General features: G+C 67.8%; 23 protein-coding genes, 2 pseudogenes and 1 riboswitch. Of the genes and pseudogenes, 13 read left to right on the top strand and 12 right to left on the bottom strand.

Annotated elements, in window-relative coordinates:
- Nucleotides 1–617 precede the first annotated feature (617 nt).
- Nucleotides 618–1,205 (top strand): hypothetical protein, encoded by a 588-nt coding sequence (locus tag EK403_RS21415; RefSeq protein ID WP_128779489.1) that lies wholly within the window; start codon nucleotides 618–620, stop codon nucleotides 1,203–1,205.
- A gap of 209 nt (nucleotides 1,206–1,414) precedes the next feature.
- Complete coding sequence (locus tag EK403_RS21410; protein ID WP_128779488.1) at nucleotides 1,415–2,521, top strand: calcium:cation antiporter; 1,107 nt, start codon at nucleotides 1,415–1,417, stop codon at nucleotides 2,519–2,521.
- A gap of 479 nt (nucleotides 2,522–3,000) precedes the next feature.
- Here the strand turns inward: EK403_RS21410 and EK403_RS21405 are convergent, their stop codons facing one another.
- Complete coding sequence (locus EK403_RS21405; RefSeq protein WP_128779487.1) at nucleotides 3,001–3,183, bottom strand: hypothetical protein; 183 nt, start codon at nucleotides 3,181–3,183, stop codon at nucleotides 3,001–3,003.
- Between the two features lie 79 nt (nucleotides 3,184–3,262).
- A pseudogene (locus EK403_RS23750) lies at nucleotides 3,263–3,400 on the bottom strand (DUF6766 family protein); the annotation flags it as partial.
- A 177-nt stretch (nucleotides 3,401–3,577) separates the two neighbouring features.
- Here EK403_RS23750 and EK403_RS21400 point away from each other — a divergent pair.
- On the top strand, nucleotides 3,578–4,075 hold the full coding sequence (locus tag EK403_RS21400; RefSeq protein WP_128779486.1) for a YciE/YciF ferroxidase family protein: 498 nt from the start codon (nucleotides 3,578–3,580) through the stop codon (nucleotides 4,073–4,075).
- Between the two features lie 96 nt (nucleotides 4,076–4,171).
- On the opposite strand, the gene EK403_RS21395 is transcribed toward EK403_RS21400, so the two are convergent.
- From EK403_RS21395 to EK403_RS21385, 3 genes are all read right to left on the bottom strand, one after another.
- On the bottom strand, nucleotides 4,172–4,858 hold the full coding sequence (locus EK403_RS21395; RefSeq protein ID WP_128779485.1) for a phosphoribosyltransferase: 687 nt from the start codon (nucleotides 4,856–4,858) through the stop codon (nucleotides 4,172–4,174).
- A gap of 198 nt (nucleotides 4,859–5,056) precedes the next feature.
- Nucleotides 5,057–7,201, bottom strand: a complete 2,145-nt coding sequence (locus tag EK403_RS21390; protein ID WP_128779484.1) for an alpha/beta hydrolase domain-containing protein — start codon at nucleotides 7,199–7,201, stop codon at nucleotides 5,057–5,059.
- 393 nt (nucleotides 7,202–7,594) lie between these two features.
- Entirely contained in the window at nucleotides 7,595–8,539 is a 945-nt protein-coding gene (locus EK403_RS21385; protein WP_128779483.1) for a phytanoyl-CoA dioxygenase family protein, read from the bottom strand.
- 352 nt (nucleotides 8,540–8,891) lie between these two features.
- Between EK403_RS21385 and pqqA the strand changes: the two genes are divergently transcribed.
- Complete coding sequence (gene pqqA / locus EK403_RS23835; protein WP_128779492.1) at nucleotides 8,892–8,972, top strand: pyrroloquinoline quinone precursor peptide PqqA; 81 nt, start codon at nucleotides 8,892–8,894, stop codon at nucleotides 8,970–8,972.
- 78 nt (nucleotides 8,973–9,050) lie between these two features.
- Here the strand turns inward: pqqA and metC are convergent, their stop codons facing one another.
- A complete protein-coding gene (gene metC, locus EK403_RS21375; RefSeq protein WP_128779482.1) occupies nucleotides 9,051–10,229 on the bottom strand; it encodes a cystathionine beta-lyase in 1,179 nt (392 codons plus the stop codon).
- A gap of 128 nt (nucleotides 10,230–10,357) precedes the next feature.
- Between metC and EK403_RS21370 the strand changes: the two genes are divergently transcribed.
- Nucleotides 10,358–10,615 (top strand): hypothetical protein, encoded by a 258-nt coding sequence (locus EK403_RS21370; protein WP_128779481.1) that lies wholly within the window; start codon nucleotides 10,358–10,360, stop codon nucleotides 10,613–10,615.
- A 9-nt stretch (nucleotides 10,616–10,624) separates the two neighbouring features.
- Here EK403_RS21370 and EK403_RS21365 read toward each other — a convergent pair whose 3' ends face one another.
- The 5 genes from EK403_RS21365 to EK403_RS21345 form a co-directional block, all read right to left on the bottom strand.
- On the bottom strand, nucleotides 10,625–11,236 hold the full coding sequence (locus EK403_RS21365; RefSeq protein ID WP_128779480.1) for a thiamine phosphate synthase: 612 nt from the start codon (nucleotides 11,234–11,236) through the stop codon (nucleotides 10,625–10,627).
- Nucleotides 11,233–12,003: a thiazole synthase gene (locus EK403_RS21360; RefSeq protein WP_128779491.1), complete on the bottom strand. Its 771-nt coding sequence runs from the start codon at nucleotides 12,001–12,003 to the stop codon at nucleotides 11,233–11,235. Before EK403_RS21360 ends, EK403_RS21365 begins: the two co-directional genes overlap by 4 nt.
- A 13-nt stretch (nucleotides 12,004–12,016) precedes the next feature.
- Entirely contained in the window at nucleotides 12,017–12,214 is a 198-nt protein-coding gene (thiS, locus tag EK403_RS21355) for a sulfur carrier protein ThiS (protein ID WP_128779479.1), read from the bottom strand.
- On the bottom strand, nucleotides 12,183–13,184 hold the full coding sequence (locus EK403_RS21350) for an FAD-dependent oxidoreductase (RefSeq protein WP_128779478.1): 1,002 nt from the start codon (nucleotides 13,182–13,184) through the stop codon (nucleotides 12,183–12,185). Before EK403_RS21350 ends, thiS begins: the two co-directional genes overlap by 32 nt.
- A gap of 75 nt (nucleotides 13,185–13,259) precedes the next feature.
- Nucleotides 13,260–13,364, bottom strand: a riboswitch (TPP riboswitch).
- Nucleotides 13,365–13,393: 29 nt separating this feature from the next.
- Nucleotides 13,394–13,906: a hypothetical protein gene (locus tag EK403_RS21345; protein ID WP_128779477.1), complete on the bottom strand. Its 513-nt coding sequence runs from the start codon at nucleotides 13,904–13,906 to the stop codon at nucleotides 13,394–13,396.
- A gap of 104 nt (nucleotides 13,907–14,010) precedes the next feature.
- Here EK403_RS21345 and bluB point away from each other — a divergent pair, with 104 nt between their 5' ends.
- The 6 genes from bluB to EK403_RS21315 all read left to right on the top strand — a co-directional run bounded on the left by bluB (nucleotide 14,011) and on the right by EK403_RS21315 (nucleotide 18,648).
- Nucleotides 14,011–14,763 carry a 5,6-dimethylbenzimidazole synthase gene (bluB, locus tag EK403_RS21340; protein WP_128779476.1) on the top strand — a complete coding sequence of 251 codons (753 nt, stop codon included), beginning with the start codon at nucleotides 14,011–14,013 and terminating at the stop codon, nucleotides 14,761–14,763.
- 91 nt (nucleotides 14,764–14,854) lie between these two features.
- Nucleotides 14,855–15,931 (top strand): siderophore-interacting protein, encoded by a 1,077-nt coding sequence (locus EK403_RS21335; RefSeq protein WP_128779475.1) that lies wholly within the window; start codon nucleotides 14,855–14,857, stop codon nucleotides 15,929–15,931.
- Nucleotides 15,928–17,115 (top strand): amidase, encoded by a 1,188-nt coding sequence (locus EK403_RS21330; RefSeq protein ID WP_245479842.1) that lies wholly within the window; start codon nucleotides 15,928–15,930, stop codon nucleotides 17,113–17,115. Before EK403_RS21335 ends, EK403_RS21330 begins: the two co-directional genes overlap by 4 nt.
- A 121-nt stretch (nucleotides 17,116–17,236) precedes the next feature.
- Entirely contained in the window at nucleotides 17,237–17,608 is a 372-nt protein-coding gene (locus tag EK403_RS21325; RefSeq protein ID WP_128779474.1) for a hypothetical protein, read from the top strand.
- 171 nt (nucleotides 17,609–17,779) lie between these two features.
- A complete protein-coding gene (locus EK403_RS21320; RefSeq protein ID WP_128779473.1) occupies nucleotides 17,780–18,271 on the top strand; it encodes a hypothetical protein in 492 nt (163 codons plus the stop codon).
- A 134-nt stretch (nucleotides 18,272–18,405) separates the two neighbouring features.
- Nucleotides 18,406–18,648: a hypothetical protein gene (locus EK403_RS21315; protein WP_128779472.1), complete on the top strand. Its 243-nt coding sequence runs from the start codon at nucleotides 18,406–18,408 to the stop codon at nucleotides 18,646–18,648.
- Between the two features lie 60 nt (nucleotides 18,649–18,708).
- Here EK403_RS21315 and EK403_RS21310 read toward each other — a convergent pair whose 3' ends face one another.
- On the bottom strand, nucleotides 18,709–19,317 hold the full coding sequence (locus EK403_RS21310; protein ID WP_164919721.1) for a malonate decarboxylase holo-ACP synthase: 609 nt from the start codon (nucleotides 19,315–19,317) through the stop codon (nucleotides 18,709–18,711).
- Between the two features lie 150 nt (nucleotides 19,318–19,467).
- Between EK403_RS21310 and EK403_RS21305 the strand changes: the two genes are divergently transcribed.
- Both EK403_RS21305 and EK403_RS21300 read left to right on the top strand, forming a co-directional pair.
- On the top strand, nucleotides 19,468–20,451 hold the full coding sequence (locus tag EK403_RS21305) for a Bug family tripartite tricarboxylate transporter substrate binding protein (protein ID WP_128779470.1): 984 nt from the start codon (nucleotides 19,468–19,470) through the stop codon (nucleotides 20,449–20,451).
- 66 nt (nucleotides 20,452–20,517) lie between these two features.
- Nucleotides 20,518–20,819: pseudogene (locus EK403_RS21300) on the top strand (tripartite tricarboxylate transporter TctB family protein); the annotation flags it as partial.

The raw sequence follows: 20,819 nt of genomic DNA, 5'->3' as shown, positions 1-20,819 counted from the left end.
TCGGGCGAGCCTTCCACAAGGCGCGCGCGAACCTTGATGTCCCGCCCGTCGAACAGCATGACGATCCCGTAGGTCGAAATTTGTGAAGGTCGCTAGTCCAAATCGGCAGGCGCAGAGCGCTTAGGTCCTCAGAGTGCCGCCTTATCACGGCATCTTCCACCAGGCGAACAGCACGCCGCTGACGATCGCGAGCGCGATACGCAATCGCACTGGGCCGCCCGGGAAACGGACGGCCCATTGGCCAGTGGCTTAAGTCTGACTTCTAAGCTGAATGTCGCTGGTTCGAATCCAGCCGGGGTCGCCATTCTCATATCCAAACGACGGCGCCGGCGTCCGACTGACGGGCGACGCTCAGCGCCAACTTGCGCAGGCCGGCGCCGCGTTTCGGTCGATCAGAAGCCCGGCCCTAAGTAGTATTCCGGACGCGGTGGCCGCCTTCTTGCGCGATTGTCAAGCTCCGCGCATCGCCCGTACAGGAGGCTCTCATGCGAATGCGTCATTGTCTGGCGTCGTTCGGGATATTGGGATGCCTCCTGACTGGCCAGACCGCAAAGGCCCAGTCCCCTGGACCCGGCCTGATCTACACGTCGATCCAGCCATGTCGGGCGTTCGGGTCCATGCAGATCCCGAAGGGCCAGACCAGAGATTTTCAGGTCGGCGGCGCCGCGAACTTCGCATCGCAGGGCGGACCGGATCAAGGCTGTAAAATCCCCGCCTCCGCCAGAGCCGTGTCGATCTCGCTATCCGCACGGTCGTCAAACGTCGGCTTTCTGACGGCGTTCGCCCAGGGCGCGCCCAAACCGGGCACGAATTCCGTCAGTTTTGGAGCGAACCAGACCGAGACCGCCGGCTCCATCATCGCGCTCGGTCCGACAGGGCAGATCTCGATCAATGTCAGCCAGACCGCAACGCTCTATGGCGACGTCACGGGATATTACAGTCCCGAAATGATGGTCTGGTTCAACACGCGTGGCGAAATATTGAGGAAGACAAGTCCTATATTGGCCGTCCGAAAAGCTACGGCCGTCGGCACATATTACGTCGACGTGGACCGCTATGTCGGAAATTGCTACGCCTTCTCGCAAGGCGCATCTTTCATCACGTCCGGAACGGAAATACATGATTACGACGTTGGCGTGGTGGCCCGTTCGATTTACACGAACGAACCGACTGACGCGGTATTAACGCTAAAGATATCATGCTGATGTAGCGGGGATGGCTTCAGGTCGGCGCCGGCGCGCGTCAGCCGGGAGCCGAGAGAGCAGGGCGGGCTTCGGCGCCGTGACGCCCGCCGGTCGCAGATCGGTCCGCTCCCGCGGTGCGAGGGTTAGGGCGCCGCACAGAGTCGGCCTCGTCTGAGAACATGACGACACACGGGGCGGGGAGCGGCCTGACGTCGCTCCGGGGAGCAGGAATGGCGTCTCGCCTGCGGCCGATCGCGGACCGCGCCTTGCCGATCGGCGCGCTGTCGATGGGACTGGGGCTCCGGTTCGGCGAGGCTCAGTTCGAAGCGCTACAGTTTCCGGTCTCGGCGTCGATTTCGGCCGTCGCTGTCGCGCTTCTGCTCGTCACTGTCTTCGTCGTGCTCGAGCACGCCGACGCCGTGGCGCACCGGATCGGCGAGCCCTACGGAACGCTGCTTCTGACATTCGCCGTGACGACGATCGAGGTGTCGATCATCCTCTCCATGATGCTGCATGGCGAGAACAACCCGACGCTCGCCAGAGAGTCGGTGTTCTCCACGGTCATGATCGTGTGCTCGGGTCTGGTGGGCGGCTGCCTCACGGTCGGCGGCTGGCGGCACCGCCATCAGAACCTGAAGCGCGAAGGCACGAGCGCGTTCCTTTCGGTGCTCATCGCGCTCACCGGCCTCACGCTCCTGCTTCCGAATTACACCCTCGCCACCGACCGCGGGACATTCTCGACGACGCAACTCGCCTTCGTGGGAGCGCTTTCGCTCCTGCTCTACGCCGGCTTCGTCTTCGCGCAGACCGTCCGGCACCGCGACGACTTCGTCGAGGATCGCTCTGACGCGGCGGCCGAGGCCGAGCACGTCCCTTCCGGCGGGGCCGGCGTCCATCTGCTGCTTCTGATGGCGGGGCTCGGAGGCGTCGTCCTTCTCGCAGAGCACATCGCCGCCGGGATCGAGACCGGACTGGTCGCGCTTGACGTCCCGCAAGCCGACGCGATCGTCGGCGCGCTGATCGCGGCCCTCGTCCTGGCGCCGGAGGGCGTCTCGGCGCTCCGCGCCGCCTTTCACAACGAGCTGCAGCGGAGCCTCAATATCGCTCTCGGTTCGGCCTGCGCGACCATCGGCCTGACGGTGCCGGCCGTCGCGGTCGCGAGTCTGATCACCGGGCGGGAGCTCGCGCTTGGCCTCAGCGAAGGCGACAGCGTGCTCCTCGCTCTGGCGCTCCTGATCTGCGTGGTGAGCTTCGGGACGGGACGCACGACGATCTTGACGGGCCTCGTCCATCTGGTGGTGTTCGTGGCCTATCTGCTGCTGATCGTCGTTCCCTAAAGCGTCACCGGCGCCGTCATCGCCGGGCTTGACCCGGGATCCATTGCCTCTGGCTGCGCAAGGGGCGGCACGCCTGCGTCGCGTGCGGCCTGGAGAATGCGCGGCAGCGCGTGCCCGTCGTCGCGCACGAAGCGGCGGCGCGCCAGATTGTCCAGCGCCTCCGTCACCTTGCGGCGATAGACCCCGTAGGACCGCGTATCGCTCCTCGACTGGGGAGCGTCGACGCCGGTCCCGCGCCGCTGACAAGCGCAGACCCGGAGCGATCGGCGCCGTCGGTCAACGAAGCCTCGGCTTGTCGCCCGTTACGGGTTTCTTTGGCGCCGAATGATCGTCCGGTTTTCGCGTGGCGTCCCGGTCGTCGAATGGCTCGGCGCTGTGCGCGCCATCGTTCTTCGAAGCCGCGCGCGAAGGCGCCATCGACCCCTTGGCGTCTTCCTTGATCCTCTTCGCGGCCCTGCTCTTCGACCCGTCCATGGCGCTCAATTGTTCCAGTCACGCGAGCCCTGATCCTGCCGCGCGACAGGTTCCGGGTGCTCATCCTGGTGCTTCGCGGACGCGATCAAGGCGGCCTTGCGGCTCGGATAGCTGCCGAATGTCATGCCGCCGATGCGATAGGTCCAGCTGCCGTTCTTCTCGATGATCTCCGGCGTTTCGTCGGGCATGGCGATCCTTCTCGTCTGAGACGAAAACCGGCGAAACGCCTCATCGTTCCTCGATCGCCGCGCCGCCACGTCACCCGTCTCAGCCCCCCGTCTGCTCATTGGACGCGCTTGTCGGCTTTGAGTCCGGCGACCCTTGAAAGCGCAGATAGATGGAGAGGACGATCAACACTGCGGTCGCCAAGAATTCGGATTGCCAGTTCTGGAAGGACTCGAACCAGTGAGCGCCATGCCTGCGAGAGAGACGAGAAACATGGCCGTCAAAGTGATCGTCAGGCCGTTGTCGCGGAGGAGTCGTCTCATCGATCTCGCTGTCTCCGCGATACGCAGATCAAGAGGAAGGAACAGACCGGCTAGCCTAGCGTTTCTCGTACCCACCTCAAGCGGAGATGACGACGTGGCTGATAAGGGACTCGAAAAGCTATTCCACGAGACGTTGAAGGACATTTACTACGCCGAGCGCAAGATTCTCCGCGCTTTGCCGAAGATGGCGCGGGGCGCGCAGGATCCGAAGCTCAAGGCGGCGTTCGAGAAGCATAGGGAGGAGACGGAAGGTCAGGTCGAACGGCTGCAGCGCGTGTTCGAAATCATCGGCAAATCCGCCCGCGGGAAGACGTGCGACGCCATCGAGGGGATCATTTCGGAAGGCGAGGAGATCCTGGACGAGTTCAAGGGCGATCCGGCTCTCGACGCGGGACTCGTCGCCGCGGCGCAGGCCGTCGAGCACTATGAGATCGCGCGCTACGGAACCCTCAAGACCTGGGCGGAGCATCTCGACCTCAAGGAGGCCGCGAAGCTTCTCGAGGAGACCCTCGCGGAGGAGAAGAAGACCGACGCCGATCTCTCGAAGCTCGGCGCGAGCGCGGCCAACCTCAAGGCCCAGAAGGCCGCCTGATCAGGTGAACTCATTTGCAGGCGGCGGCCGTCGGCCATCGGCCGGCGCCTGTTTTTTCTGCCGAGCGGTTCGCCTCCGGCGTCGCATTCCAGACCATCAGCTAGTGGCCGCGATCGAACGCCGACCCCGCTGGCGCGCGAGCCCGACCAGGCGGATGACCTCCTCGTCCGTCGTCTGGGCGAAGTCGCGATAATGGAGGCCTACGGCTCGGAAGTTCGGCGGCGCGCCCAGAACAACCGCCTCGTCCGCATCGGCGGCCAGGAGGCCGCAGACGTCTTTCGGGCCGACCGGGACGGCAAGAACGAGCCGCTTCGGCCCGGTTCGCCTCACCCCTTTCAGCGCGGCGCGGGCGGTCCCGCCGGTCGCGACGCCGTCGTCCACGACGATCACGGTGCGGCCGGCCGCGGAGATCGGCGCCCGGTCGCACCGATAGACGGCGCGCCTGCGCTCGATCTCGCGCAATTGCCGCCGGATCTCGCCGTCCACATAGCCGGCCGGCGGCGAGACTTTCGCCAGTGCGCCCTCATTCAACACGACCTGGGGCTCGGCGCCGTCGACCACCGCGCCGAGCCCGAATTCCTCGAAGCCCGTCGCGCCGAGCTTGCGGACGATGAGCAGTTCGAGATCGGCGTCGAGCGCCTCCGCGACCTCGAAACCAACCGGTACGCCGCCGCGCGGGAGCGCCAGCACCAGCGGGCGTTCCAGCGCGATAGTCGTCAGCGCGTCAGCGAGCCTGCGCCCAGCGTCCCGGCGGTCAGCGAACTCGCCCACTGGTCGCCGCATGGATCAAACTCCGTGCGAGACGGCGGCGGCGCCACGGAACGCCACGGCGAGCGACGCCGCGCCGACGTCGACCCTAACCGAAGATAAGCGTCGCCGGCAGGAGTAGCCTAGAGCAATCCTGACTGCGTTCCGCTGTCCGGTTTTGCGCTGGGGCGCAGCGCGGCGGCGGATCATGCGGATCCACCGCCGCCCTTCGCGTCAGCGTCTCCTGCATTCCGGCAGGGACGCGTCGTCGTTCGGATTCGCGGGCGGCGGCACGCCCGCGTCGAGTCCGGCCTGGAGTAGGCGCGGTAGCGCGGCCTTGGCGTCGTCGCACAGCATGAAGCGGCGGCGCACCAGATTGTCGAGCGCCTCCGTCACCTTGCGGCGATAGACCCCGTAGGACGCGTATCGCTCCTCGACCGACGCGCGCGGGTCGCCGGCCGCCTGGCGGTCCGCTGCAGTGCGTGGGAAGGGGATGTACTGACCTGATCCTTCGCAGCCGTCATTCGCCCACACGCCCGCCCGCAAAGCCCAGCCCGTATAGGTCGCGAGCGGAACCGTCACCTCGGGCAGGCGGATGCCGGAGATCTCGTTGCCGTCGCTGTCGGTCGTCGGCACGAAGCTCGGATAGATCGGGCCGTTCGCCGGGTTGTCCTCGTAAGGAGTGCTGACGACCGGCGGATTGATGGTCGGAACGCCCGTTTCGTAGAATTTCGGGCCATAGTCGAAGCGGTAGCGCGTGGTCTTCAAACCCGTATAGGTGACGCCCGGAATCTCCGGGAAGCCGACCGCCTGCTGCGGCAGCGGCGGAACCAGCGTTCCGTCTCCGAGATGCGGGATCTCGGATGGCGGCGGCTCGATCCCGAGCGTCGACCATTGGTCGAGCGCCTGCCACAGCGCGCGCTGCACCGGGGCGGAGTCGATCGGGTTCTGGAACTGCTGGCACAGGCCCTTCGAGGTTGGATCGCCCGGCCCGCCATGGTTCTTGCTCGAAAGCAGATAGAGCCGCGCGTCGGGGTGGTCGGGCAGGTCGCGCTTGCCCTTCGGGTCGGTGTGCATCAGCGACGCGGCCTTCACCCAATATTCGTTGGATGAGAAGAAATCGATCTTCAGCGGGCAGGTCCGGGTCTTCGAGCAGCGCTTGAACCGGCCGTCCGTGGTCTTCGAGATCGGGTCGCGCGTCGTGACGTTCGCGAAGGGGAACAGACCCTCGAGATAGAGCAGGTCCTGGCGATTGCGGTTGGTGCGCTTGGTCTGTGACCAGCGGTAGTTCATGTTGAGGCCGTCGCCGGCGGCGATCCACTGCATCATGCCGTCGAAGACCTTTTTGCCGCCTTCGTCCTCGTTGAAGCCGAGATAGGTGAAGTCGTTGAGCGTGCGCCCCGGCTGCGACGACACCTCGGTGTAGATCCGCTTCAGCTTTCCGCCGAGCGGGTTGGGCGTGCCGGAATCGTCGACCGTCGACCTCCTGAGGAACGAGACGAAATCGCGGATCGCCGCGAGGCCGAGGCCGTTCACGGTCGGGTTCTTGGCCGTGTACGAGAACTCGTAGATGTCGTTGGCGGCGAAGTTGCCCGAAGTCAGCTGGATGGCCGTTCCCGTGTCGTCCGTGTAGCTCCATCCGCTGGACGGCACGACCTCCGGCTCGTCGTTGAGATGCACCCGGTGGGTGAGCGTCGCCTTGCGCTTGGACGTGCTGTTGGCGGGGTAGGAGAGGGCGAAGGAGCTCACGGCGCCGTTCGTCACGATGTACTCATAGGACGGGCCGGTGATCTTCTTGCCTTCGGCGCGGGTCGCGACAGGCAGCGCGGCCGTCGCGGTCAGCCCGTCGAGCGGGCCGAGCGCGTTCTCCCAGCCGCTCCAGATGGTCGTGTAGCCCTGCGGCCAGAGGAACGAGTTCTTGAGTTCGTCCGCATCGATGATCGCCGCCGGGTCGTCTGTTCCGGTCGGGGTGTTGTTGAGCGCCTGGTAGGTCTTTCGGCCGCGGTTCGGCGGCTCATACATCGCCTTTCCGTTGCCCCTGCTGAAGTCGAGCGGCTTCAGAATGTAGAAGTTGTGCTGGTAGACGACCCGACCGTCCGCGTTCTTCGGCGCGAGTTCGATGTCGGTGATCAGTGCGTTCCTAGCATCGGCGGGGTCGACTTCGCCGGTCGCGATCCCGGTGACGACCTCATATTGCCCGACGCCCGGGAAGGAATGGCCCCCGAACGCGATCGCCCTCTTGGTGATGGTGATCTGGGTGGTGCGGGCCTGCGCGTCCGGCGCAGCCGCGAACAAGGCGGCGCCTGCGACGCCGAACAACAGAAGATTACGCGCCGTCCGCGCGCGCGCGCCCGAGGCGCCGCTTACGATGCAGCACATGGTTTCGCTCCCTGTTTGTGAAAGTCCTCAACCCCACTTCGTCTTGCAACGCGAAGTTGTCACTATTTCTCCCGAGTAGATGGGTCGAGGACAACTGGACGATAACATGAGAGTGATCGGCCAAAAAGCGGATTCACGTACCGGCCGATCCCGCCAACCGCAAAAGTGTGCAGTTGCACGTAGATTCGGCTGATCGACTTCGTTCATCCGCGCGACGGAACTGGCGGCGGGCTGGAGTGGGAGCGAGGTCGGGGAGGGCTCAGGCGCACTCCGCGTCGGCGGGGCGGGACAGGGTCACGTCCAGCCGACGCGGTCGCGTGTCGGCCGCCGTCGGCAGTCGGGCCGCGTGGTCAGAGTCCGAAGTTCAGGGCGTGATGACGGTGAGGCGCGGCGTCAGACGGTTGCGGGAACCTTGTGCTCCACGGCCCGGCGGAGGTCCGTGGCGTAGGAATCCCACGCGCCCCCTCTTGGCAGGCGCGACCGGCGCGGGGATTGCTGCTCCGGGCGCGGCGGCGCCACCGGCGCGACTTCCGTCGCGCGTATCTCGGCCGACGCGACCGCCTGCTCCTGGACTCCGAACCATCCATCCCACATCGCCAGCGGCTCCGTGGGCTCGTCGTCCGGAGAACCCAGATTGAAATAGGCTGCAAGCCGGACGTGCCCCGGCAGGATGTTCAGGCTCGGCGCGTGCAGAAGCCTGTTATGGAAAAAGATTACGTCTCCGGCCTTCCCGGGGATCTCGGTCGGCTCCGTCCCGTTCCAGGCGCAAAAGTTCCTGTAAAAGTCGTCCGTCGCCATGTCCTCGAACGTGCAGCCGGTGGCGCGTGCAGCGAAGAACAGCGACCGGTGGCTCCGCGGCCATACTGCGAGGCCGCCGCCGCCCTTGGGGACATCGTCTACATAGACGCCGATCGACAGCCGGAATTGCGTCGGGGTGACGTCGATATGTGCGTTCACCGGAACGTCGGCGTGCTCGGGCGTGGGGAAGATCGGGTAGAGGCCGCGGAAATGCTGGGGCGGCGCCACATTCCCCTCGCCAAGGAGCTGAGCCGCCATAGCCATGATGACCCGGTTGCGGATCGTGATCCGCGCCACCGCGCCGTCGCTACGGATTTCGCGCCTTAGCTTGACCAGGCCGAAGCGCTCGCCCGCGGTCATATCGCCACGGCAGTCGGCCACCTTCTCCGTCCAACTTTGCGGATCGTCGCGATGGAAACCGGATGGCAGATGCAGCCAGGCGACTTCCGCGGCCTTATCCAGAAGGTCCCGCTCAAGAACGCCCCGTTTGACGACGTATCCATTCAACGCAAAGAACGCGATATCGGTCGCCGTGAGCATACCGTCCTCCCCAAAGGCCGGCGGCGACTCTTCGAGCCGCTGTTCTTTAAGTTGAGACGCTACGCCAAGTCGTGGCGCACGCCAGACACGACCCCGTGTGGTCTCGCAACTGCTGGCGTCGCCCAGCGCGACAGGCGAGAACCCGCGACCGCCGCCTTGCTTGAGGCCCGCCGGTCGTCGGCCAAATAAGATGAGAAGTTTCTAAGAGAAATCGGCGTTCGGTCGCCAAACATGACAGAGAATTAATTGGTCATCCGGACCGGGATGATTATCTTTCTCATCACAGGACGCGGACAGCGATCCGACGCAGCGCGGTGCGAATGACCGCGATGAGATCTGATAGGAGGATCTGATGGCTCTGTGGACCGCCCCGATCGTCGAAGAGACCCCGGTTGGCCTCGAGGTCACCTCGTACAGCCCGGCCGAGCTCTGAGCCTTTAGGCTCATTTCTTAAGCAGTTTTGGCCCCGCGCGGCTCCCTCCGCGCGGGGCTTTTTCTTGTCTGCAGTTTCTCACGACGCGTCGGCGTAGCGCTCCAGCCCGCCTTCAAGGTCGGCGATCAGGTCCTCGACATCCTCAAGGCCGATGTGCAGCCGGATCGTCGGGCCGCCGGTGACCCCGGAGGTCGCGGTCCGCACCTTCCGCACGTCATACGGGATGGCGAGGCTTTCAAAGCCGCCCCAGGAAAAACCGAGGCCGAACAGCTCGAGCCCGTCGAGGAACGCCGCCACGGCGTCGTCCGGGCCGGGCTCGAGTTCGATCGCGAACAGGCCTGAGGCGCCCGAGAAGTCCCGCTTCCAAAGCGCGTGGCCCGGGTCGGACTCGAGGCCGGGGTGCATCACCCGCGCGACCTCCGGGCGGGAGTCAAGCCAGCGCGCCACCCGCAGGGCGGCCGCCTGATGATGCGCGAGCCTGACGCCGAGCGTGCGCAGGCCGCGCAGCGCCAGAAACATGTCGTCAGGTCCGACGCAGAGGCCCAGCGTCCCATGCGTGGCCCGCACGGCGCCGGCGTAAGGGCCGATGGCTGACACCCAGCCGAACATGACGTCCGCATGGCCGCCGACATATTTCGTCCCGGCCGAGACTGAGACGTCGACGCCATGATCGTGGGCGCGGAAGAACAGCGGCGTCGCCCAGGTGTTGTCCATGACGACCGCTGCGCCGCGGGCGTGGGCCGCGCCGGCGATCGCCGGCACGTCCTGGATCTCGAAGGTCAGCGATCCGGGGCTTTCGACGAACACCGCCTTGGTGGTCGGACGCATGAGGCCGGAGACGTCGCCGCCGACCAGCGGGTCGTAATAGCTCGTCTCGACGCCGAGCCGCTTCAGCATGCTGTCGCAGAATCGGCGCGTCGGCTCGTAGACGGTGTCGACCATCAGCAGATGGTCGCCGGCGTCGAGCAGCGACAGCAGGGCGAGGGCGACCGCCGTGATCCCCGAGGGCACGAGCGCCACATGGTCGCCGCCCTCGATCAGCCTCAGCGCGTCCGACAGCGCGTCCGAGGTCGGCGTGCCGCGGCGGCCATAGGTGTAGCGGCCGGTCATCCTCTTGTAGTCGTCGACGGTCGGCCACAGCACCGTCGAGCCGTGGATCACCGGCGGGTTGACGAAGCCGAAGCTGTCTTGCGGGTTCCGGCCGGCGAGCACGAGCTCGGTCAGCGACCCGAAACCTTTGCTTCCGCGTCGCGCCATGGCCGCGAACCTCGATGGGCTGGTGGAATTCGACCTTCGTTCATGGGGACTCTCGCTGCGGCGCGTCAAGCGCCCAGGAACCTCCGCGCATCCAGCACGGTTCTTCAGGCGAGAGCACAGGAGCCGCGGTGACCCAAAGCGACGCGAAACGCAGCCTTGATCGGTCGGCCTCCGCCGGCGAATCCGAAGCCGAGGCCGCAAGGCAGGTCAGGTTCGAACCGAACCACTCAGCAGGGCCGGACGGGAGGCGAAAGCCGGGCGACGTCGACGCGTCGAAGTCCCGGCGGAACCCGGAGGACGACGCGGACGGGGCGGAGTCGAAATCCGCGCCGGGCGCGGTCGCGCCGAAGGACGTGACGACCGAAAGCGACGACGGCGCGGGTTGAGCGGGCGTCTCAGGCCGTCGCGCGCGTAGCCGCGATCCACTCCTTCGCGCGCGCTTCCGGGTTTGCGGCTCCGACCAAATCGTTCACGACCGCGACGACGTCGGCGCCGACGTCGAGGCACTGACGCGCGCGCTCCGGATTGAGGCCGCCGATCGCGACCAGCGGCCGGGCGCCGATCAGCCGCTTCCATTCGGCGACCCGCTCCAGACCCTGCGGCCCAAAGGGCATCTTCTTCAGAATGGTGGGCCAGACCGGGCCAAGCGCGACATGGTGCGGATCGGCGGAGAGCGCGCGATCGAGCTCCTCATGCGTGTGGGTCGAGATCCCGAGCCTTAGGCCCGCCTTGCGGATGGCGGCGAGGTCGGCCCCGTCGAGATCCTCCTGGCCGAGATGGAGATATGCGGCCTCCTGGTCGATCGCGATCTCCCAGTAGTCGTTGACCACCAGATCGGCGCCGGCCGTTCGGCAGACCGCGAGCGCGTCCCGGATCTCGGCGCGCACGACGTCGTCGGGCTTCTCCTTGACTCGGATCTGGACGAGCCGCGCGCCAGCGCCGACCATCCGCCGGACCCAGGCGGCGCTGTCGACGACCGGGTAGAACGGGTCGAGCCTGCTTCTCACGCGAAGCTCGCCCGGCCGAACACCGGCGTCGAGGGCGCGGCCATGTCGCGCGGCTCGATCGGGCCGGCGAGATAGCCCGCGCGCCCGGCCTCGATGGCCTGCGCGAAGGCGCGCGCGATCATCACCGGGTCGCCGGCCTTGGCGACCGCCGTGTTGAGCAGGATCGCGTCATAGCCGAGCTCCATGGCAGCCGCCGCGTGGCTCGGCTTGCCGATCCCGGCGTCGACGACGAGCGGCACGTCCGGGAAATGCGCCCGCAGCGAGCGTAGCGCATAGACGTCATTCAGCCCCATGCCGGTGCCGATCGGCGCGCCCCACGGCATCAGCACCTTGCAGCCGGCCTCGAGCAGCTTCTCCGCCACGACGAGGTCGGCGGTGGTGTAGGGAAACACCTCGAAGCCGTCCTCAGACAGGATCTTCGCGGCCTCCACCAGCCCGAACACGTCGGGCTGCAGCGTGTCGGCGTCGCCGATCACCTCGAGCTTGACCCAGGGCGTGCCGAACACCTCGCGGGCCATCTGGGCGGTGGTCACCGCCTCCTTGACCGAGTGGCAGCCGGCGGTGTTGGGCAGCACCCGCGCCCCGAGGCCGCGGATCAGGCCCCAGAAATCCTGTCCCTCGCGCAGCCGCCCGGATTCGCGCCGGAGCGACACCGTGACGATGTCGGGCGCGGCCGCGCGCACGGCGTCGGCCAGCACCTGGGGGGAGGGGTACTGCGCAGTGCCGAGCAGCAGGCGGGACCGGATCTCGGTCCCGTAGAATGTCAGGGCGTCGTCCAATTCAGCCTCCCTGCCGCGGGGCGACGATCTCGATGCGGTCGCCGTCTTCCAGACGGCGGTCCCGTCGCGCGGAGGCCGGCACGAAGGCGCCGTTCACCGCGGTCGCGACGATCGCGTCGCCATAGTCGAGCGCGGCCAATGCGCCCGACAGCGTCTCGGCCTGAACATCAAGCGATGCGCCGTTGACGATCAGTCTCATGGCTCGTCTCCGTCATGTCGAAAACAGCGTCCGCCGCCAGGCGCGCGAAGGCCGGCGAGAGCAGGAAGCCGTTGCGATAGAGGCCGTTGACCCTGACCACCCGGCCGACGCGCTCGACGCGCGGCAGGTTGTCGGGAAAGGCGGGGCGCACGTCCGCGCAGAGCTCGACGATCTCGGCCTCGCCGAAAGCGGGATGCAGCGCATAGGCCGCGTTGATCAGTTCGACCGCGGAACGCGCCGAAACGCCGGCCCGTGAGGCGCTCTCGATCGCGGTCGCCCCCACCATGAAGAGGTTTTCGGCGCGGGGGACGACGTAGAGCGCGATCCGCGGATGAAGCAGCCGGATCGAACGGCGAAGCGAGATCTCGGCGGTCCGCAGAAGGATCATCTCTCCCCGGACGCCGCGAAGTTCGGGGAGGTCGGTCCGCGCCGCGAAGCCCCGGCAATCGACCACCGCGTCAGCGTCGATCTGCTCCGGGGCCGCCTCGACGCCGAAGCGCACGCGGCCGCCGAGCGCCTCCAAACGGCGCAGCAGAGCGGGGAGGGCCTCGCGAGGATTGACGTGGGCCTCTTCCACGTAGAACAGCCCGCGCTCGAAGCGGCCTGCGAGGTCGGGCTCGAGCTCGGCGATCCGCGCGGCGTCGGCCCATTCGTGACGCTCGGTCAGGCGTGCGAAACGCTTCAGATCCGCTTGGTCGCGGCGCGACGCGACCGCGAGCGTGCCCTCGACCGCGACCTCGGCGATCTGGCGCGGCCACCAGGCGAGCGCCTCCGCGCCGAGCTCCGCGACTTCGGCCTCGCCGGCCTCGGCCTCGCACCACGGCGCGATCATGCCGCCGGCGGCCCAGGCGCAGGCGCGCTCGCCCAGCCGCGCGCCGCGCTCCAGCACCTCGACCTCGGCGCCGCGCTCGGCGAGCTCGATCGCCGCGACAAGCCCGGCGACGCCGGCGCCGACGACGGTGACGCGCATCGACAAGATCTCCTCCCGGCCGACAGGCGGCGAGACGATCCGGAACTTAAGACGAGAGACGAAAAGCGGCGGTGGCCTGCCGCGAGGTCCCGTCCCTTCGCCGGCATGACCCGGATCAGGTTCAAAGGGTCCGGCCGCAACGCCGTCTCAGCCCGCGAACGGGCGCCCCTCGGATGACCAAGAAACTTTGGTGACGGGGGCGGGCGCTGTCAACCGTGGGGCTCGCGTCCTCCGCTGCAGGTCTGCGCGATCTTCTCGCGAATGGCGGCGAAGCCCGTGGTGGCGAAGATGGTCTCGTTGACCTCGCCCGACGCCGTCCGTACCGCGACGCGCAGCTTGCCGTCGTCCGGCAGCCTGGCCAAGAGCCGCTCGACCCCCTGATCCAGGAACGCGGCCTTGCCATTGGTCGAGACGCCCCACTGCGCAGTTTCGGCAGGGCCGCCATCGATCTGCGTCGTCACTTCGATCGTCTTGCGAGGCAGTCCCCATCCTCCCGCGCCGCCGACGAGCAGTTCGGTCCTGCCGCCGAGACAGCGCGCGACGAGGTAACTCGGGTCGTTCGGGTCTCCGCTCGGCGAAGGCGAGGGCGCGAGCGCCGTCACCATGCCGCTGGATCCGCTCGCGGCCGGCTCGAAGCTGAAGGTCCAGACGCCGGACCGGCCGGTCTCGGCCGCGACCGGGCTGGCGGCGAGGACCGCCGCTGCGAGGATGATCGCTCTCATCGACGGCGACTCCGTGGCTGACCTGTTCCTGCCTGCATGCGTCTTTGGCTCCGCTTGCGCCCGGATGGATGTTCGCCCAAGGAGGTCGGCGTGAGGAAGGGCGCATGACGGCGGCCGACGACATCGACGACGAAGCCGATCGCGAACGGAGCCCGGCCGGCCCCTTTGACGCCGCCTCGCGCGACGCCGTCTACCGCGCCATCGCGAGCCGCCGCGACGTGCGGAACGAGTTCTTGCCCGATCCCGTCCCGGACGATCTGTTGCGGCGTCTCCTCGCCGCGGCGCATTGCGCGCCCTCGGTCGGTCTGTCGCAGCCCTGGAGCTTCATCCTGCTGCGCGACGTCCAGACCCGCCGCGCCGTCGCCGACATCGTGGCGCGCCGCAACGAGGAGGCGGCCGCCATGTTCGAGGGCGCGCGCGCCGAGCACTACCGGCGTCTCAAGCTCGAGGGTATCCTTACCTCGCCGCTCAATGTCTGCGTCGTCGCCGACCGGGCGCGCGGCGGGCTGGTGGTGCTCGGCCGCACGCACCAGTCCGACGTCGACCTCTACAGCGCGGTCTGCGCCGTGCAGAACTTCTGGCTCGCGGCCCGCGCCGAAGGCGTCGGGGTCGGCTGGGTCAGCATCTTCGCGCCCGACGACCTTCACGAGGTCCTCGGCCTGCCCGACCATGTCGCGGTGGTCGCCTATCTCTGCGTCGGCTTCGTCGATCGTCTCCATGTGCGGCCGGAGCTCGAGGCGCGGCGCTGGGCGGAGCGGACGCCGCTCGCCGACGTGACGTTCGACGAGCGATGGGGCAGGGCGAGCGACCTGTTCGATCGTGAAGCGGATGCTCCCCTCCCCACGCTAAGCGACTGATCTGGAAACGTTATAATATCTCCGGCCGAGATTGGCGCCCGGTGTCGGATCGACTATCCAACGATCCCTTCGCCGCGACGGAGATCACCACATGGCCAAGCCTTTCGTGTCCGAAGCCTCGCTCGCGGTCGCCGACGCGGAAGCGCTCGTGGGCGGGCTGGCGGCCTATTGGGCCGGCTATGACGTCGAGGTCGAGACCGTCGGGTCTTGCGTCACCGCGCGCCTCGGGCTCGGCTCCGGCGTTCTGGAGCCGGACGGCGAGCGGCTGAAGCTGCGGCTCGAGGCGGAGGATCTGGGCAAGCTCGAACTGCTGCGCTCCTACGCCACCGAGACGCTGTGCGGTTTCCTGAAGGACGAGGCGCTGGTCATCGACTGGCGCGGCCATATGGCGACGGGCGCGACCTTCGCCGACTTCCGCGAGGTGCGGCTGGTGTCGAACGTCCCGGTCGCGCCGCGCGTCAGGCGGCTGACCTTCACGGGGTCGGACGTCGCGCGCTTCGGCTCCGAGGCCGACCTCCATGTCCGGCTGTATTTTCCCCCCGACGGCCTCGAAACGCCCGAATGGCCGCGGCCGGGCCCGGACGGCCGCACCATCTGGCCGGCCGACGACCGCCGGCCGGAGGTCCGCTACTACACCGTCCGGCGCTTCCTGCCCCAGCGCGACGAACTCGAGATCGATTTCGTCATTCATGCCGATGAGGGACCGGGCTCGGCCTTCGCGGCTAGGGCGCGGCCGGGCGCCGTCTGCGGCATGGCGGGGCCGCTCGGGCGCGGCGCGCCGGCCGCCGGCTGGACGCTGCTCGCCGGCGACGAGACGGCGCTGCCCGCGATCGCCCGCATCCTCGAGCGCATGCCGCGCGACGCCTGCGGCGCAGCGTTTATCGAGATCGATTCGGCGGTCGACGAAATGGCGATCGACCACCCCTCCGGCGTCGCTTTGCGCTGGCTGTATCGAAGGGGCGCGCCGGCCGGCGCGACCGACCTGCTGTTCCAGGCCGTCGCCTCCGCGCATTTGCCGCCTGACGCCGATCCCTTCGTCTGGGTCGCGTGCGAATATTCAGCCTCCAAGGCGATCCGGAAGCATCTGCGTGCGACGCGGGGACTGGCCCGCGACCGTCATCTCGTGGTCGGATACTGGCAGCGGGACATGGTCGAGGCAGCGGCGTGAACGACATTCTGGAGATCGACGACACGGTCGGGGCTTTCGTGGCGCATGGCCGGGAGGGCCGCGCGCCGACCACGGCCGAAGGCCCGCTCGCGGGCCTCAGCTTTGCGCTCAAGGACCTGTTCGACGTCAAGGGCGTCCCGACCGCCGCCGGCAACCCGGACTGGCTGAGGACGCATCCCGTCCCGGCCAGCACCGCGCCGGTCGCGCGCCGCCTGCTCGACGCCGGCGCGCGGCTCGCGGGCAAGACGCTGACCGACGAGATCGCCTGGAGCCTGACGGGCGAGAACTTCCATTACGGGACGCCCGCGAACGCCGCGGCGCCTGGACGCATCCCGGGCGGCTCCTCCTCGGGCTCGGCGGCCGCGACCGCCGCCGGGCTGGTCGACTTCGCGATCGGCACCGACACCGGCGGCTCGGTGCGTCTGCCGGCGAGTTTTTGCGGGCTCTACGGCCTTCGGCCGAGTCATGGCCGCATTTCGATCGCGGGGGCGGTCGCGCTCGCGCCGAGTTATGACACGGTCGGATGGTTCGCCCGCGACGCCGCGCTGTTCGAAAAGGTCGGGCGCGTCCTGCTGACCGACTGGCGGGATCTGGAGCCGCCCACCCGCCTGCTGGTCGCCGACGACATGTTCGACCGGGCCGATCGCGACGCCCAGCGCGCCCTGGCCTCTGCGCTGCAGGACGCCGCGGCCTTGTTCGGCGAGGTCGCCCATGTGACCGTCGCGGGCGGTCGCGCCGCGTCGTGGAGGAACGTGTTCCGCCTGCTGCAGGCGGCCGAAGCCTGGCAAACCCATGGCGACTGGATCACGCGCGAAAGTCCCGCCTTCGGGCCGGGCGTGAAGCAGCGTTTCGAGGCCGCCGCGCGGCTCGATCCGGCCGAGGTCGCGGCGGCGCGCGCTGAACGCGAGGAGATCCGCGCCCGGATGGAGGCGCTCGTCACGCCGGGCTCCGTGCTGGCGTTGCCGAGCGCGCCCGGAATCGCGCCGCCTGTCGGCAGCCCCGAAATCGAGCTTGACGCGCTGCGGGCGCGGGCCATCGAGCTCACCTGTCCCGCCGGGCACGCTGGCCTGCCGCAAGTCTCGCTGCCGCTCGCGACCGTCGAGAGTTGCCCGGTCGGCCTCTCCTTCGTGGCGCCGCGGGGCGCCGACGAGCAGCTGCTGGCGCTCGCGCTCCGCCTCGGCTGAGGCCTCGGCCGCCACAGTCCGGCCAGAACATCGGCGCCGAATGACCTTCCGAGCGCCAGATTGCGCGCCCCATTGCGCGTGTCCGTTGGCCGTGACGCCAACCAGTGGAAGGAACACGTCCATGCGGAAGAGCTTCACCGTGGCCGCCGTCGCGGCTCTCGCCGCGGCCTTTGCGGGCGCGCCCGCGGCGCTTGCCCAGCAGTCCCAGGCGCCTGCGGCTCAGGCGCCCGCCAAGCAGAAATCCGGCCAGCCGACGGTGCGGACCGTCAATATCGTGGACATGTCCGAGCTTCCCGAGCAGGCGCGGCCGCAGGTCGAGGCGGCCGCCGCCAAGGCGAGCGAGGCGGATGTCCAGGGCCTGCGCGAGGCGATCGACCGCTCGCCCGAGATCAAGAAGGCGCTCGAGCAGAAGGGTGCGACCTCCGCCCAGGTCGTCGTCGCCAATCTCGACAACGAAGGAACGCTGACGCTGATCACAAAGCGGCGCGGCTGACGCAGCAGCGCGCTCCATCGAGCTTTCGACGGCCGCCCATGGGCGGCCGTTTCGTCGCCGCGTCTCCCGAAAGCCGCGCCTCGCCGGGATCGCTTCGTCGGCCTGCTTTTGCGTTTGGCCGGCGCCCCGGCGTCCCGCTACCATGACGGAACTTATCGGGGGATTTCGATAATGCGCATCGCCTTGGCAGCCACAGCCTTTCTCGCCGTCGTCAGCTATGCCGGCGACGCGCGCGCCCAGGCGAAGATGGGCGTCAACGAACCGTGCGGCAAAGCGCCGAAATACGAATGCCTTCCGGCGATTTTCACGACGAAGGATCCGGTGACGCTGAGCACGCTGAAGTTTAAGGCTCCGTCAGCCGGAAAGGCGACGGTGACATTCTCCGGCTTCATGGCTTGTGACTTCAGCACTGCGACGCGAGCCACGATCCAGATCAGGACGGACAAGGAAAAGCCGGAACTGGCTCCTGCAGGCGTCGAGATCGTCAGCCGTCCACAGTTTGACGGGACCAGCACCATCACCCTCGTCGGCTATTTCGACGTTGTGAAAGGGACCAACCGCTTCAATGCGCAGGCGCTCTTCGATGTGGCCATAATCGGCTCGCCGCTGACCCTCTGCAAATTCGCTGGCGGCCAGATGGGATACACTTTCCTGCCGGACTGATCCGCCGGCGGCGCGCCGCCCTCGGAGCGGATCCGTATGGGACACCCGTTTGGCTTCGGGCGTCAGAAACTGACCGTCGCGGCCGGCGCCACTCTTCCGCCGTCTTTCAGGATGTGCGAAAGAGCCTGATCTTCATGAACAATCGGGGATGCGTGGTGGCTGAGAGCGGCAAGAAGAACGATCCGATCGCGAAGCGCCTGATCGCGCAGCAGGCGAAACTGGCCGAGGCGGCGAAATCGGGGACCGACGTCCAGGCCGTCATGATCGAGACGCTCGGCCTGATCGCCGAAGGCGTCGCGAAGTCCAATCGCGACATCCATGCGATGCGCCAGAAGAAGGCTGGGAAGAAGGCGGTCGCCGCGAAGCCCAAGGTCTGAGGCCGAGGAGTTCCGCGACCGTCCTCGAGAGCCGTTCGTCACATGGCCAGGCGTGCTAAATCAGCACGCCTGAAGCGCGTTTCGAAGAACCATTCTCGCGCCCGAGGCCGTGCGGAGCAGGAGCTGATCCGCTCCGCCGAGCAGTTCGTTCAATGCGACGGCGCCAAGCGGGGTTTCGATGACGACGTCGATGCGCGCCCGGCGCCGATTGATTGCTGCGGCGAGGCCATGCAGTTCCGCGAGCTGACGACCGTCCTGCACGCGGAGCATCAGGTCGAGGTCGCTCGACCCGGTGAGGACCGGCGAGCCGGTGGCGAGCTCGAATCCGGCCGCTCCGACGGGTCCCCAGGAGAGGCCCGTCCGATCCAGGTCGGGGACCAACGCCTCCAATGCGTCGAACACCGCATGCCTGCGCGGGGGGCGACGGCGCGCCAGAGCTTCGGGCGACAGAGTCTCCGAAATATTAAGCGCTGAGACGGTCGCCGCGAAGCGCTCCGAGCGGCTAGCGCCGCGAATCCCTACCGGAATCCGTCCGGTGACAAGACTGGCGCGCCGGGCCACGACCCATGGCGCCGCCTGCAGAGCGCGCGACGCCCATTCGGGGAGACGGTCTCCGAACGTGATCCTGCCCGGTTCTATGCGCAGCAGATCATGGACCCTCGGCCGCACCTCGATACGCCTCCTCCTTCGCGGGCCTGGCAAAATGCCGCGGTCTTGGGATCAGTCTTGATATATTAGTTGCACATCAACGGACCGCCGAATACGGTCCGTCAAAACCAGCGACGCGGGCAACGCGATCGCCTCAACGGGGAGGATTTGATGAAAGCGTTCGCGCTCGCGGCACTCGCATGCGTCGGCCTGTCGACCGCGGCCTCGGCCTGGGAGCCCACCAAGCCGATCGAGGTCGTGGTGCCGTTCGGTCCCGGCGGCGCCTCGGACCAGATGGCTCGCACCATCCAGGGCATCGCCCAGAAGCACAATCTGTCGCCGCAGCCGCTCGTCGTCGTCAACAAGCCGGCCGCGACCGGCGGCGAGGCGATGATGGACATCCAGAAGTCCGTGCGCGACCCGCACAAGCTGCTGACCACCTCGAGCGGCATCTACATGACGCCGCTCTCGACCAAGATCCGCGTCAACTGGCGCGACTTCACGCCGGTCGGCATGCTGGCCCAGGACGAGTTCCTGGTCTGGGTGAAGAACGACGCGCCCTACAAGACCGTGCAGGACCTCGTCGCCGAGGCCAAGACCGCGTCTCCGGCGCTGAAGATCGGCGGCGGCGGCTCGAAGCGCGAGGACGACCTGATCGTGTTCTCGATCGCGAACGAGACGGGCGTGAAGCTCACCTACATCCCCTACAAGTCGGGCGGCGAAGCCTCGACCCAGCTCGCCGGCGGCCATGTGGCGGCCGACACCAACAATCCGTCGGAGGACGTAGCCAATTGGCGCGGCGGCCAGACCCGGCCGCTCTGCGTGCTGTCGCCGAAGCGGATCGCCTACAAGGCCAAGGTCGCGTCCGACATGTCGTGGTCGGACGTGCCGACCTGCTCGGAGCAGGGCCTCAATTTCGCCTACAACATGCTGCGCGGCATCTTCATGCCCGGCGACGTGACCGAGGAGCAGAAGGCGTTCTATGTCGACCTGCTCAAGAAGGTCGCGGAGACGCCGGAATGGAAGGAGTATCTCGAGCGGAACGCGCTGCTGCCGGACATGCGCTTCGGCAAGGACTTCGAGGACTTCCTGACCTCGGACGAGGCGAAGCACAAGGAGCTGATGGCGAAAGCCGGCTTCCTCGCCACCAACTGAAGACCGGCCCGGCGTCGGCGCCCGCGATGGCGGGCGTCCGCCGGCGCCGTCCCGCGCAAGGTTCCCATGACGTTTCAGACGGAGATTGAGCAGCCTGAGGATTCTGGGGCTCGGGGACCGTCGCGGCGGGCTGTCGAGGTCGTGGTGTCGCTGCTGCTGATCGGGCTTGCGGCGGCGGTGCTGTGGGACAGCTATGGGCGCGGGGCGGGCTGGGACGGCGGGCCGCAGTCGGGCTTCTTCCCGGCGCGGGTCGGCTGGCTGTTCCTGGCGGGCTCGGTGTTTCTGCTGGCGCAGGCGTTCCGCGAGGCTCCGCAAGTGCTGGTCACCTGGGCGCAGCTTGCGATGGTGGCCAAGGTGTTCGTCCCGCT

It is taken from the genome of Hansschlegelia zhihuaiae (genome assembly GCF_004103825.1).
Lineage (GTDB): Bacteria > Pseudomonadota > Alphaproteobacteria > Rhizobiales > Methylopilaceae > Methylopila > Methylopila zhihuaiae.
The sequence above is the reverse complement of the archived record's forward strand: the minus strand, read 5'-3'. Positions and strand labels throughout refer to the sequence as shown.